This window comes from Streptomyces sp. ATexAB-D23, from assembly GCF_000373645.1.
Taxonomy (GTDB): domain Bacteria; phylum Actinomycetota; class Actinomycetes; order Streptomycetales; family Streptomycetaceae; genus Streptomyces; species Streptomyces castrisilvae.
Window position 1 is genome coordinate 102,361 of sequence record NZ_KB892019.1, and the last position, 13,280, is coordinate 115,640.

14 protein-coding genes are annotated in these 13,280 nt (G+C 69.6%); 8 read left to right on the forward strand and 6 right to left on the reverse strand.

The annotated features are described in order from the left end of the window. The first annotated feature begins 209 nt into the window (after nt 1–209). The gene (locus tag B082_RS0118845) at nt 210–2,729 is read left to right on the forward strand and encodes an FHA domain-containing protein (protein ID WP_078622597.1); all 2,520 of its coding nucleotides are present in this window, start codon (nt 210–212) and stop codon (nt 2,727–2,729) included. An 85-nt stretch (nt 2,730–2,814) separates the two neighbouring features. On the opposite strand, the gene B082_RS0118850 is transcribed toward B082_RS0118845, so the two are convergent. After that, the gene (locus B082_RS0118850) at nt 2,815–3,552 is read right to left on the reverse strand and encodes a transglycosylase SLT domain-containing protein (protein WP_018553376.1); all 738 of its coding nucleotides are present in this window, start codon (nt 3,550–3,552) and stop codon (nt 2,815–2,817) included. Between the two features lie 434 nt (nt 3,553–3,986). Here B082_RS0118850 and B082_RS0118855 point away from each other — a divergent pair, with 434 nt between their 5' ends. Together B082_RS0118855 and B082_RS0118860 are read left to right on the forward strand one after the other, a co-directional pair. Beyond that, entirely contained in the window at nt 3,987–5,132 is a 1,146-nt protein-coding gene (locus B082_RS0118855; RefSeq protein WP_018553377.1) for a GAF domain-containing sensor histidine kinase, read from the forward strand. Beyond that, nucleotides 5,125–5,775, forward strand: a complete 651-nt coding sequence (locus B082_RS0118860; RefSeq protein ID WP_018553378.1) for a response regulator — start codon at nt 5,125–5,127, stop codon at nt 5,773–5,775. The genes B082_RS0118855 and B082_RS0118860 overlap by 8 nt, the downstream gene beginning before the upstream one ends. 73 nt (nt 5,776–5,848) lie before the next feature. On the opposite strand, the gene B082_RS0118865 is transcribed toward B082_RS0118860, so the two are convergent. Beyond that, nucleotides 5,849–6,628, reverse strand: coding sequence for a hypothetical protein (locus B082_RS0118865; protein ID WP_018553379.1), 780 nt, complete (start codon nt 6,626–6,628; stop codon nt 5,849–5,851). A gap of 154 nt (nt 6,629–6,782) precedes the next feature. Between B082_RS0118865 and B082_RS0118870 the strand changes: the two genes are divergently transcribed. From B082_RS0118870 to B082_RS0118885, 4 genes are all read left to right on the forward strand, one after another. Continuing rightward, nucleotides 6,783–7,580 carry an ABC transporter ATP-binding protein gene (locus tag B082_RS0118870; RefSeq protein ID WP_018553380.1) on the forward strand — a complete coding sequence of 266 codons (798 nt, stop codon included), beginning with the start codon at nt 6,783–6,785 and terminating at the stop codon, nt 7,578–7,580. A gap of 79 nt (nt 7,581–7,659) precedes the next feature. Beyond that, nucleotides 7,660–8,091, forward strand: coding sequence for an NfeD family protein (locus B082_RS0118875; protein WP_018553381.1), 432 nt, complete (start codon nt 7,660–7,662; stop codon nt 8,089–8,091). Between the two features lie 74 nt (nt 8,092–8,165). Continuing rightward, nucleotides 8,166–9,095, forward strand: a complete 930-nt coding sequence (locus B082_RS0118880) for an SPFH domain-containing protein (protein ID WP_018553382.1) — start codon at nt 8,166–8,168, stop codon at nt 9,093–9,095. Between the two features lie 62 nt (nt 9,096–9,157). Continuing rightward, nucleotides 9,158–9,925, forward strand: coding sequence for a sulfite exporter TauE/SafE family protein (locus B082_RS0118885; protein ID WP_018553383.1), 768 nt, complete (start codon nt 9,158–9,160; stop codon nt 9,923–9,925). 61 nt (nt 9,926–9,986) lie between these two features. Here B082_RS0118885 and B082_RS0118890 read toward each other — a convergent pair whose 3' ends face one another. The 3 genes from B082_RS0118890 to B082_RS0118900 all read right to left on the reverse strand — a co-directional run bounded on the left by B082_RS0118890 (nt 9,987) and on the right by B082_RS0118900 (nt 12,069). Next, nucleotides 9,987–10,493, reverse strand: a complete 507-nt coding sequence (locus tag B082_RS0118890) for an HNH endonuclease (protein WP_018553384.1) — start codon at nt 10,491–10,493, stop codon at nt 9,987–9,989. A gap of 147 nt (nt 10,494–10,640) precedes the next feature. Continuing rightward, nucleotides 10,641–11,180 (reverse strand): YbhB/YbcL family Raf kinase inhibitor-like protein, encoded by a 540-nt coding sequence (locus B082_RS0118895; RefSeq protein ID WP_018553385.1) that lies wholly within the window; start codon nt 11,178–11,180, stop codon nt 10,641–10,643. A 106-nt stretch (nt 11,181–11,286) separates the two neighbouring features. Beyond that, on the reverse strand, nt 11,287–12,069 hold the full coding sequence (locus tag B082_RS0118900; protein WP_018553386.1) for a sporulation protein: 783 nt from the start codon (nt 12,067–12,069) through the stop codon (nt 11,287–11,289). 73 nt (nt 12,070–12,142) lie between these two features. Here B082_RS0118900 and B082_RS0118905 point away from each other — a divergent pair, with 73 nt between their 5' ends. Continuing rightward, nucleotides 12,143–12,784 (forward strand): DNA-3-methyladenine glycosylase, encoded by a 642-nt coding sequence (locus tag B082_RS0118905; RefSeq protein ID WP_018553387.1) that lies wholly within the window; start codon nt 12,143–12,145, stop codon nt 12,782–12,784. A gap of 195 nt (nt 12,785–12,979) precedes the next feature. Here the strand turns inward: B082_RS0118905 and B082_RS39925 are convergent. Further along, a partial coding sequence (locus B082_RS39925) for a hypothetical protein (protein WP_234018184.1) occupies nt 12,980–13,280 on the reverse strand: 301 nt, incomplete at its 5' end.

Below are 13,280 nucleotides of genomic sequence, written 5' to 3' on the forward strand. Positions count from 1 at the left end.
GTCCGCGCGCCGCCCCCGGCAGCCCGTCCCGAGTGCCGGACAGCGCGTCCCGCACGCACCGGTCCGTCCCTTTGGCCACGCTATGCAGGTCTCGGTGAGGTCACCCTGCGCCGCCCGGCTTTCGTATCGGGGACGGGTCCTGGAATAGTTCCCCACGATGTTCAGCATCCCTAGACTCCCTGCAACGGGGGTAACACGGGGGACAACTAGTGGGGCGCGGAGTGCCGGAACTCGTACTGGAATTGAATGGCAGGACCTGGACGCTCGATCCGTCCAGGTCGTACACCCTGGGACGTGATCCGCAGGGGGACATGACGATCGACGACGCCAGGGTGTCGTGGCGGCACGCCACGATCAGCTGGAACGGCCGCAGTTGGTCCATCGAGGACCACGGCAGCACCAACGGCACGTACCTGCACGGTCAGCGGATCCAGCAGGTGGAGCTCGCGGCCGGCTCCACCGTGAACCTGGGCAACGCCACCGACGGGCCCCGGCTCGCCTTCAGCGGCGCCGGTGTGTACAGCGGACAGGCCGCCGGGGGCGCCGCCGCACCCGTGCAGCCGCAGCAGGCCCCGCCGCAGCGGCCCCAGCAGGGCCCCGGCCCGCAGCAGGCCTGGCAGCAGCCGCAGCAGCCCCATGTGCCGCAGCAGCAGGGCATGGCACAGGGCCCGCCCGGACCGGGAGCCGGCGCTCCCGCCGGGACGCCCCCGGTGTACGGGGACCGCAGCCCGACCACGTTCCACCAGCTGGCGCTCGGCCGGGTGATGCGGATCGGCCGTGCCCTGGAGAACGAGCTGGTCGTCTCCGACCTCCAGGTCTCCAGGCACCACGCCGAATTCCACGCCACCCCGGACGGCCGCTTCGAGATCCGGGACCTCGGATCGCACAACGGCACGTACGTCAACGGCCAGCCGCTCTCCAAGTCCGGCTCGGCCCTCATCGGCCCGAACGACATCGTCGGCGTCGGCCACTCCACGTTCCGGCTCGTCGGCGACCGGCTGGAGGAGTTCGTCGACACCGGCGAGGTCTCCTTCGCGGCCCGCCACCTCACGGTGACGGTCGACGGCGGCAAGCAGATCCTCAAGGACGTCTCCTTCGGCGTCCCGGAGAAGTCGCTGATCGGCGTCATCGGCCCGTCCGGCTCCGGAAAGTCCACCCTGCTCAAGGCGCTCACCGGCTACCGGCCCGCCAACCAGGGCGACGTCCTCTACGACAACCGGAACCTCTACAAGCAGTTCGCCGAGCTGCGCCAGCGCATCGGCCTGGTCCCGCAGGACGACATCCTGCACAAGGAACTGACCGTCACCCGCGCCCTCAAGTACGCGGCCAAGCTCCGCTTCCCCGCGGACACCACCGAGGCCGAGCGCCAGTCCCGTATCCAGGAGGTCCTCGCCGAGCTCAAGCTCGACGTCCACAAGGACAAGAAGGTCACCTCGCTCTCCGGCGGCCAGCGCAAGCGCGTCTCCGTGGCGCTCGAACTGCTCACCAAGCCGTCGCTGATCTTCCTCGACGAGCCCACCTCGGGCCTCGACCCGGGCATGGACCGCGACGTCATGCAGCTGCTGCGCGGCCTGGCCGACGACGGCCGCACGGTCCTGGTCGTCACACACTCGGTGGCCGAGCTGGCCATCTGCGACAAGCTCCTGGTGATGGCACCGGGCGGCGCCGTGGCCTACTTCGGCCCGCCGGACGAGGCGCTGAACTTCTTCGGCTACACCAGCTGGGCCGACGTCTTCTCGGCGTTCGAGAACTACCGCGACTACGACTGGTCGGGCCGCTGGCGCGGCTCGCAGCACTACCAGATGTACGCCGCCGACATCGACGCCGTCGCCGTGCAGTCCGTGCACATGCCACCGCCGCAGCAGATGCGCCCGCCGAAGCCGCAGGGCTGGGGGACGCAGCTGTGGACGCTGATGCGCCGCTACCTCTCGGTGATCGCGTCCGACAAGGGCTTCATGGGCCTGATGGTGATCCTGCCCGCGGTGCTCGGCGTCGTCAGCGTGGTCATCCCGTCGGACTACGGCCTCGCTCCGCCCAAGCCGCCCCACAAGTTCAACAGCGACGCCGGAACGATCATGCTGATCCTGGTGATCGGCATGACCTTCTCGGCCGCGGCCAACTCCGTACGCGAACTGATCAAGGAACGCGTCATCTACGAACGGGAACGGGCCACCGGCCTCTCCCGCTCCGCCTACCTGATGTCCAAGGTCATCGTCCTCGGCGTGATCACCGCGATCCAGGGCGTCATCATCTGCGGCATCGGCTTCGCCACCCGCGACCTGCCGGCCGAGGGCCTGATCATGCCGCCGGCGGTCGAGATCTGCCTGACGATCATCGCGCTCGGCTTCACCTCGATGATGTTCGGCCTGGTCATCTCCTCGCTGGTGAAGACCTCCGAGAAGACCATGCCGCTGCTGGTCATGTTCGCGATCGTCCAGGTCGTCTTCACCGGCATCCTCTTCCAGGTCTACGGATCGCCCGGCCTGGAGCAGTTCGCCTGGCTGATGCCGTCCCGCTGGGCGATCGCGGGTGCCGGCACGACGCTCGACCTCGCCCACCTCATGCCGCCGTGGGACCAGAACAACCCCACGGACCTGGACCCGCTGTGGGAGCACTCGGCGAGCCAGTGGGGGATCAACATCACGGTGCTGCTCTTCCTCGGCGTCATCTGCGGCTTCGCGGTCGCACGGCTGCTGCGCCGCCACGAGCCCGAGGTCATGCGCAAGTAACCGGGCCGTAGGCACGCCGGAGGGCGGCACCCCGCGTGGGGTGCCGCCCTCCGGCATGTGCCGTCGGCGTACGGATCGCTGCGGATCAGTACGCGCTGTTGACGTTGTCGATCGAGCCGTACTTGTCGGCGGCGTAGTTGGCCGACGCGGTGATGTTGGCGACCGGGTCGTACTGCGTGTGCGGGGTGCCGGAGACGTGGTAGTAGTCGAACGTCGGCTTGATGATCTGGAGCAGACCGATCGACGGAACACCGTTGATCGCGTTGATGTCCCAGTCGTTGATGGCGTTCGGGTTGCCGCTGGACTCGCGCATGATGTTGCGGTGCAGGCCCTCGTAGGTGCCCGGGATGCCCTTGGCCTTCATGATGGACAGGGATTCCTTGATCCAGCCGTCCAGGTTGTTCCCGAAGGCGTGCGTACGGGCGGACGAGCGGCTCGCGGACTGGTCGCCGCGCGAGGCGGCGGCCTTGCGGGCCTTGGCCTTCGCCTTCTTCAGCTTGGCCTTCTTGGCCTTCGCCTCGGCCTTCTCCTTCACCGCGGAGGCCTTCTTGGCCTTGGCGGCGTCGGCGGCCTTGACCAGCTTCTCGGCGGTCGAGTGCTGCTCGATGAGGCTGTCCTGGATGGCCTTGGTCTGCTTGGAGGCGGCGGAGTCGAAGATGACCGGAGCAGCGGAGAGTGCCTGGGGCTCGGTCTCGGCCTCGGCGTTACCGGGCACCAGGGACAAGGAGAGGGCAGCGGCGGCGACGGCGGACACGCCGGCGGCGGAGAGCTTCTGGGTCTTGTTCAGGCGGCGGAGACGGCCGGTGATGCGGGACGCGGACATACAGGCTTACCTCTTCGTATTCGCGGGGGTCCTCACGGAGGACGAAGACGGGAGCGGCTACGCATCTCCGTCGGGGACGAGAGCAATTCTTAGCGCCCGCAAAATGCCGTGGCAAAGGTGTGACGTACGAAGCCGGGTAGTGGATTACCGGGCCGTTCGCGCAACGGCATCCCAGGCCAAGCCCACCCAAATCGCCCTTTTTGCTCCACTAGGCAGCTTCGTAAGTGACGTGGGCCCTATGCGCGGCCTCACATCGGGCGGGTAACGGAATCACCATGTGTTGCGCCAGCAATGCGGAATGTGACGTTCCGGAAGGGGGGTTGCGGGCAAGGGCCCGCAGCCCCGTACGGGCCTCTGGTCCTAGTCCTCACGCCCCGGCCCCCGGCCGTCCGCAGCCCGATACGGGGCCGGGAGGGCGCCGGTACGGTGAGGCCATGAGCCACCGCCCACCCTCGGGCCTCGCAGCCGTCAGCGCCGCGCTGCTCGCCATGAGCCGCCACCTGGAGGTACGGGACGTCCTGAAGACGATCGTCGCCTCGGCCCGCGAACTCCTGGACGCCGAATACGCCGCCCTCGGGGTCCCCGACGACCACGGCGGCTTCGCCCAGTTCGTCGTCGACGGCGTGAGCGACGAGCAGTGGAAGGCCATCGGCCCGCTGCCCCGGCAGCACGGCATCCTCGCCGCGATGCTCCACGGCGCGCAGCCCGAGCGGCTGGCCGACGTCCGCAAGGACCCGCGCTTCGAGGGCTGGCCCAGCGCCCACCCCGACATGTCGGACTTCCTCGGCCTGCCCATCCGGGACGGCGACGAGACCATCGGCGCGCTCTTCCTCGCCAACAAGAGGTGCCCCAAGCCCGAAGGCAGCTGCGGCTTCACCGCCGAGGACGAGGAACTGCTCTCGATCCTCGCCCAGCACGCCGCGATAGCCCTCACCAACGCCCGGCTCTACGAGCGCAGCCGCGAGCTCACCATCGCCGAGGAACGCTCCCGCCTCGCCCACGAGCTCCACGACGCGGTCAGCCAGAAGCTCTTCTCGCTCCGCCTCACCGCCCAGGCCGCCGCCGCCCTCGTCGACCGCGACCCGGCCCGCGCCAAGGGCGAGCTCCAGCAGGTCGCCGCACTGGCCGCCGAGGCCGTGGACGAGCTGCGCGCCGCCGTCGTGGAGCTGCGCCCGGCCGCCCTGGACGAGGACGGCCTCGTCGCCACCCTCCGTACCCAGATCCAGGTCCTGGACCGGGCCCACAGCGCCCGCGTCACCTTCACCGCCTCGGGCGTCCGCGCCCTGCCCGCCGCCCAGGAGGAGGCGCTGCTGCGGGTCTCCCAGGAGGCCCTGCACAACGCCCTGCGCCACTCCGGCGCCGCGCACGTCGACGTCACCCTCGCCCGCCGCGACGGCTCCACCGTGCTGCGGATCACCGACGACGGCCGGGGCTTCGAACCCGCGGCCACCCGCCAGGCCGGGCGCCATCTGGGCCTGGTATCCATGCGGGACCGGGCGAGCGGCGTCGGCGGCCGGCTCACCGTCGAATCCGAGCCCGGCAGGGGCACCACGATCGAGATGGAGATACCCGGTGGCTGACACGATCATCAGGGTGCTGCTGGTGGACGACCACCAGGTGGTCCGCCGCGGCCTGCGGACCTTCCTGGAGGTCCAGGACGACATCGCGGTCGTCGGCGAGGCGTCCGACGGCGCCGAGGGCGTGGCCAGGACCGAGGAGCTGCGGCCCGATGTGGTGCTGATGGACATCAAGATGCCCGGCACCGACGGCATCGAGGCGCTGCGCAGGCTCCGCGAACTGGCGAACCCGGCCAAGGTGCTGATCGTCACCAGCTTCACCGAACAGCGCACGGTCGTCCCCGCCCTGCGCGCCGGCGCCTCCGGCTACGTGTACAAGGACGTCGACCCCGACGCGCTGGCCGGCGCCATCCGCTCGGTGCACGCCGGGCACGTCCTGCTCCAGCCAGAGGTGGCCGGGGCGCTGCTGGCCCAGGACGATCCGGGCTCGGGAACCGGCCGGGGGAGCACCCTGACCGAACGGGAGCGGGAAGTGCTCGGCCTGATCGCCGACGGCCGGTCCAACCGGGAGATCGCGCGGGCCCTGGTCCTGTCCGAGAAGACCGTCAAGACCCATGTCTCGAACATCCTGATGAAACTGGACCTCTCGGACCGCACCCAGGCCGCCCTGTGGGCCGTCCGCCACGGGGCCGCCGGACAGGACTAGGCGTGCTGCCCGGCGGCTGGGCCATGTCCGGCGGATCTGCGCGCGCCCGCCAGGGATCACTACGGGACAGCTCTCAGCGCGCCCGCTCCTCCACATACGCGTTGTACGCCGCCACCTGTGCCCGCCGGGCCACCCGCTCCACCGGCCGCAGCGCCTCGCCCCGGGCCGCCATCTCCGAGGCGCTCACCGCACCGCCGTGCCCGTTCTCGTACGCCACCGAGACCAGCAGCCCGACCCGCTGCGCCAGCTCCAGCACCCGCACCGCCCGGGGCGGATACCCGGGGGCCAGCACCTCGCGCCCGCGCTCGGCCCGTGCCCGGTACGCGTCCACCGCCGCCTCGGCCACCGGCCCCGAACCGGCCACGTCGAGCCGGGACAGCACGGCCGTCGCGTCCCGCAACGCCTCCGCCAGCTCCCGCTCCGCCTCGCCCAGCGAGGGCACATCGGCCGGCGGAGCCTCCCGCACCGCCAGGCAGTGCCAGACCACGTCCACGTGCAGATCCCCGGCGGGCCCCGCCTCGCGCGCCTCGGGCACCAGTCCGTACGGCGCACCGTGCGTGACCACCGCCTCCTCCGCCTCCAGCGCCCGCGCGTTGAAATCGGCCGGACCGCTCAGCCCCAGCGGATGCCCCGGCACCGGCAGCGCCACCCGGAACCCGCTCACCCCCAGCGACCGCAGCCGCCCCAGCGCGAACGTGAGGCCGACCGGCCCCGCCTCGCCCGGCAGGCCCTCGACGCGGTGCACCGCGTCCTCTCCGACGATCGCGAGCGCCGCGTCGTCCGGCGACACGAGCCCCGAGAGCAGCGCGTTGCCCCAAGCGGCCAGCAGCCCTGAGCGTGGTTCCGAAAGCATGCCGACAGCTTAGAAGCTCCCGCCGCACCCCCCGTCCGCCTCGCGACGACGGGCCCAGCGCCCTTCGCGCTCCTGCGGTGGCGTAGGTTTTCCCTGGGAGCTGTGCCCACAGGCACGCGACGATCTCGACACTGCATGGGGAGACAACGCGCTCATGAGCGATGTACTGGAGCTGGTGGACGTATCCGTGGTCCGCGACGGACGCGCTCTGGTGGACGACGTCTCCTGGTCGGTCAAGGAGGGCGAACGCTGGGTCATCCTCGGCCCCAACGGCGCCGGCAAGACCACCCTGCTGAACATCGCGTCCAGCTACCTCTTCCCCACCAAGGGCAGCGTCACCGTCCTCGGCGAGCGCCTCGGCGGCGTCGGCACCGACGTCTTCGACCTGCGCCCCCGCATCGGCATCGCGGGCGTCGCCCTCGCCGAGAAGCTCCCCAGGCGCCAGACGGTCCTGCAGACGGTGCTCACCGCCGCCTACGGCATGACCGCCACCTGGAACGAGAACTACGACAAGGTCGACGAGGACCGAGCCCGCGCCTTCCTCGACCGGCTCGGCATGACCGAATACCTCGACCGGAACTTCGGCACCCTCTCCGAGGGCGAGCGCAAGCGCACCCTGATCGCCCGCGCCATGATGACCGACCCCGAGCTGCTCCTCCTGGACGAGCCCGCCGCCGGTCTCGACCTCGGCGGCCGCGAGGACCTCGTCCGGCGCCTCGGCCGGCTGGCCCGCGACCCGTACGCCCCCTCCATGGTCATGGTGACCCACCACGTCGAGGAGATCGCCCCCGGCTTCACCCACGTCCTGATGATCCGGCAGGGCAAGGTGCTCGCCGCGGGACCCATGGAGACCGAGCTGACCTCCCGCAACCTCTCCCTCTGCTTCGGCCTGCCCCTCGTCGTGGAGCACCAGGGCGACCGCTACACCGCGCGCGGACTGCCCCTCGCCTGAGCCGGTACGGCGGCCCGCCCGCCGTACGGGCCCGGTTGCGCCCTGTCGGTGGAGGTGCTCGCGGACCTACGATGACCACGTGGACATCGACGCGTGGGTGTGGTGGCTGATCGGTGCGGCAGGACTGGGCATTCCGCTCGTCCTCACCGCGATGCCCGAGTTCGGCATGTTCGCCGTGGGGGCGGTCGCCGCCGCGGTCGTCGCGGCCCTCGGTGGCGGAATCGTCGCCCAGGTCCTGGTCTTCGTCATCGTCTCCGTGGCGCTGATCGCCGTGGTGCGTCTGATCGCGGGCAGGCAGCGCGCGGACCGTGCCCCGCGGCATGCCACCGGCATCGACGCCCTGAAGGGCCGTCAGGCCGTCGTCCTGGAACGGGTGGACGGAGCCGGCGGCCGCATCAAGCTGGCCGGAGAGATCTGGTCGGCACGCGCGCTCGACGCCGGAATCAGCTTCGAACCGGGCCAACAGGTCGATGTGGTCGACATCGACGGGGCGACGGCCGTCGTCATGTGACCGAACGGCCCCCGGACCGCGGCGTGTTCTGACAGACTTGATGACGATCATCAACCGAAGGGCACGAGGAAACGATGCAACCGATCATCATCGTCCTGATCATTCTGGTGGTGCTCGTCTTCATCGCTCTGATCAAGACGATCCAGGTCATCCCCCAGGCCAGCGCCGCCATTGTCGAGCGCTTCGGCAGGTACACCCGCACCCTGAACGCGGGCCTGAACATCGTCGTCCCGTTCATCGACTCGATCCGGAACCGGATCGACCTGCGCGAGCAGGTCGTGCCCTTCCCGCCGCAGCCCGTGATCACCCAGGACAACCTGGTGGTCAACATCGACACCGTCATCTACTACCAGGTGACCGACGCACGGGCCGCGACCTATGAGGTCGCCAGCTACATCCAGGCCATCGAGCAGCTCACCGTCACCACGCTGCGCAACATCATCGGCGGCATGGACCTGGAACGGACCCTCACCTCCCGCGAGGAGATCAACGCGGCCCTGCGCGGAGTCCTCGACGAGGCCACCGGCAAATGGGGGATCCGCGTCAACCGCGTCGAGCTCAAGGCGATCGAGCCGCCCACCTCCATCCAGGACTCGATGGAGAAGCAGATGCGCGCCGACCGCGACAAGCGCGCCGCCATCCTCCAGGCCGAGGGCACCCGCCAGTCCGCGATCCTCACCGCCGAGGGCGAGAAGCAGTCGGCGATCCTGCGCGCCGAAGGTGAGGCCAAGGCCGCCGCCCTGCGTGCCGAGGGTGAGGCCCAGGCCATCCGTACGGTCTTCGAGTCCATCCACGCCGGTGACCCGGACCAGAAGCTCCTGTCGTACCAGTACCTCCAGATGCTGCCGAAGATCGCCGAGGGCGACGCCAACAAGCTCTGGATCGTGCCCAGCGAGATCGGCGACGCCCTCAAGGGCCTGAGTGGCGCCTTCGGCAACCTCGGCTCCGGCGTACCCGGCTTCAACACCGGCAAGGAGCGCCGCGAGGAACCCCCGGTCGACTGACGTGTACATCCCCCGTGCATGATTCGGTGCACCAAGCACCGATCACGCACGGGGGATACGCCATGTCCATCTGGGAGATGCTCGCCGTCTTCGCGGCGGGGATCAGCGCAGGCACGATCAACACGATCGTCGGCTCGGGGACGCTGATCACCTTCCCCGTGCTGCTCGCCACCGGCCTGCCCCCGGTCACCGCCACCGTCTCCAACGCACTCGGCCTGATCCCCGGCTCCATCAGCGGCGCGATCGGCTACCGCAAGGAACTCGAAGGCCAGCGCCCCCGCGTCCTCAAACTCACCGTGGGCGCCCTCGTCGGCGGCCTGACCGGCGCCACCCTGCTGCTTGCCCTGCCCTCCACGGCCTTCGAGACCATCGTCCCGGTCCTCGTCGCGCTGGCCCTCCTCCTGGTCATCCTGCAACCGCGCATCAGCAAAGCGGTTCAGTCCAGGCGCGCCCGCACCGGGACGCCGGCCCATCCGGACGGCGGGCCCCTGCTCTTCATCGGCCTGACGCTCGCCAGCGTCTACGGCGGCTACTTCACCGCCGCCCAGGGGATCATCTACCTCTCCCTCATGGGCATGCTCGTCGACGACACCATGCAGCGCCTCAACGCCGTGAAGAACGTCCTCGCGGCCATCGTCAACAGCATCGCCGCGCTCTTCTTCCTCTTCGTCGCCGACTTCGACTGGACGGCCGTCGTACTGATCGCGGTAGGCTCCGCGCTCGGCGGCCAGATCGGCGCCAAGGTCGGCCGCCGGCTCAGCCCCGCCCTCCTGCGCGCCCTCATCGTCACGGTCGGCACGGCGGCCATCGTCCAGCTGGTACTGCGCTGACGGCCCGAGGCCCGCCTCCTCGCGGAGACGGGCCTCGGTCACGGCGCCGGGCGTACGGCGGCTACGCCGCGGACTGCGCGAGCCACTCCGGCAGCGCCGACCGGTCACCGGCCCCGAGCGCCAGCAGCATCGCGTCCGCCGGGGACGGCACGAACGGCTGCCGCAGCAGCGGCATCCCCGCCTGCTCCGGCGTACGGGCCGCTTTGCGGTGGTTGTCCTCGGCGCACGAGGCCACCGTGTTGAGCCAGGTGTCCTGCCCGCCCTGGGCGCGTGGCACGACATGGTCGACGGTGCTCGCACGCTTCCCGCAGTACGCGCACCGGTGCTGGTCCCGGACCAGCACACCCCTTCTGGACCACGGGGCCTGTCTTCGGAACGGCACCCGTACGTACCGGCAGAGCCTGATCACCCGGGGCACCGGTATGTCCACGGCGGCCCCGCGCATCCGGAGGCCGGGGTGCGACTGCTCGACGACGGCCTTGTCCTGCAGAATCAGCACCACCGCGCGATTCAGCGTCACCGTCGACAGCGGCTCGAAGCTCGCGTTCAGAACCAGCGTGTCCCGCATCCCGCCCACCTCCCGTGTGCCGGCCGCCCCCTGGCAGGCCCGGATCAACTCTGGCCGGGCGGGCCGTGATGGACAACGCATTAAAAAATGCCCTGCCCTGATCTCTCCAGGACCAGGGCAGGGCAAACGGCTGCGGGGGTTTTCGTCTCAGTCGGTTTCGGCGGGCTCCGCGTATTCGGCGATCAACTGGGCGCGGCCCAGGGTGTGGAAACGCAGATTGAAACCGACCGCCGCGGGTGAGGTGTCGCTGTCGGGGCCGAGCTTCTCACTGTCCACCGCGTACACGGTGAACACATAGCGGTGGTTCTCACCGGCCGGCGGGGCGGCCCCGCCGAAGTCCTTCGTCCCGTAGTCGTTGCGGGCCTGTACGGCACCGGCGGGCAGCCCCTCGAACTTTCCGCTGCCCGCACCCGCCGGGAGCTGCGTGACCGATGCCGGGATGTCGAAGACCACCCAGTGCCAGAACCCGCTGCCCGTCGGGGCGTCCGGGTCGAAGCACGTCACGGCGAAGCTCTTGGTCTCCGCCGGGAACCCCTCCCACCGCAGCTGCGGCGAAGTGTTCCCGGCCGCGTACACCTGTGCGTCCGCGAGTACGGCCCCCGGGGCGATGTCCTCGCTCACCACGGTGAACGAGGGAACCTCCGGGTGGAAGTCGTGCGGCAGCGGCGCCCTCTTCGGCTCGGTCACGTCAGCACCTCTCTGTCGGCTCTGTTCGGATCTGTCGGCTCTGTCGGGCCTGTCGGGCCTGTCGGGTTGCGCGGGAGATTCCTCTCCCCCCCCGATCTCTCCGACCCTAGAGCCAGTTGCGCTGTCCGCCGACCTGCGCCAGCCACTGGTTCAGGTATGCCGCCCAGTCGGTCTCGTGGAAGTCGTGCAGACCCACTCGGAAGGCGCGGTAGGAGTCGCTGCCCTCGCTGAAGAGGCCCGCCTTCTTGTCCATCTCCAGGACGACATCCATCTCGCGGTCGTCCGCGACGAACGACAGTTCCACCTGGTTCAGCCCCCGGTACTGGGACGGCGGGTAGAACTCGATCTCCTGGTAGAACGGCAGCCGCTGACGCGTGCCGCGGATGTGGCCGCGCTCCATGTCCGCGCTGCGGAAACCGAAGCCCAGCTGGCCGAAGGCGTCGAGGATGGCCTCCTGGGCCGGCAGCGGGTGCACGTTGACCGGGTCTAGGTCGCCCGAGTCCAGCGCCCGCGCGATCTCCAGCTCGGTGGTCACCCCGATGTTCATGCCGTGCAGGTGCTGGCCCGCGAACATGGTGATGGGCGTCTCCCAGGGGATCTCCAGGCCGAACGGCACGACGTGCACCGCCCCGGCCCGCACCTCGAAGGCGCCGCCGAGCCGCAGCTTGGTGAACTCGATGTCCTGCTTGGTCTCCTGGTCGTGGCCCTCGACCTCGACCCGGGCCTGAAGACCTACGGAGAGCCCCTCGATCTGCTGGTCCACCGACCCGCCCTGGATGCGCACCTCACCCTGAACGACCCCGCCCGGGACGACGTTCAGCTCGGTGAGCTCCGTCTCCACCGAAGCGCCACCGGCACCCATGCTCGCGAGCAGCCGCTTGAAGCCCATGTTTTCTCCTCCTAGGTCCTGATCCCTACATACGCGCGACGATCGTGGTCGGTTCCCGCTAACCTCGAACCTCATGATCGACAGCCCGGACCGTACGCCGCTGACGCGGGAGTTCTTCGACCGTCCCGTGCTGGAGGTGGCACCCGATCTCCTCGGCCGGACCCTGGTCCGCAGCACACCGGACGGTCCGATCGCCCTGCGCCTCACGGAGGTCGAGGCGTACGCCGGCGAGATCGACCCCGGTTCGCACGCCTTCCGCGGCCGCACCCGGCGCAACGACGCGATGTACGGACCGCCCGGCCACGCGTACGTCTACTTCACCTACGGCATGTGGCACTGCATGAACCTGGTGTGCGGCCCCGAGGGCAGGGCGAGCGGGGTGCTGCTCCGGGCTGGCGAGATCTTCGAGGGCGCCGAACTCACGCGCAAACGTCGAGTTTCAGCCCGTAATGACAAGGAACTGGCCAAAGGGCCGGCCCGCCTGGCAACGGCCCTGGACATCGGCCGGGCCCTGGACGGCACCGACGCCATCGCCCACGAGGACGCCGAGCTGTCGGTGCTCCACGGCACCCCACCCCCGCGTGACCAGGTGCGAAACGGTCCGCGCACCGGGGTGGGCGGGGACGGGGCAGTGCACCCGTGGCGCTTCTGGATCGACGGCGACCCGACGGTCAGCCCGTACCGCGCCCATGTGCCGCGCCGGAGGTCAACTTGACTCGCCCATGCGGGGCACCTAATGTTGACCGAGTCGCTTGACACGGGTACAGCTGTTGGTTCGGTCCATCGGATCGCATGCCGCGCCTACCCGGAGCGGCCACACCACTACCTACGACTCACCCCAGAGGGTGCGAATTTCGGCATGCCGAAATTCGGTCCCGCTGACTCGATTATGAGTAACCGGGAGAATCCGCTAAAGTAGTGGACACGCCGAAAGGGAAACGCGAAAGCGAAGAACTGGAAAGCGGAAAAGCACGGCCCGCTTCGACCGGGAATCGGACACGAAAGAGTCTGATAGAGTCGGAAACGCAAGACCGAAGGGAAGCGCCCGGAGGAAAGCCCCAGAAAATGTTCTGCGGGTGAGTACAAAGGAAGCGTCCGTTCCTTGAGAACTCAACAGCGTGCCAAAAGTCAACGCCAGATATGTTGATACCCCGGCCTGCTTCGGCAGGTTGGTGGTTCCTTTGAAAAGTCCTACGAGGTCACTGACCTGG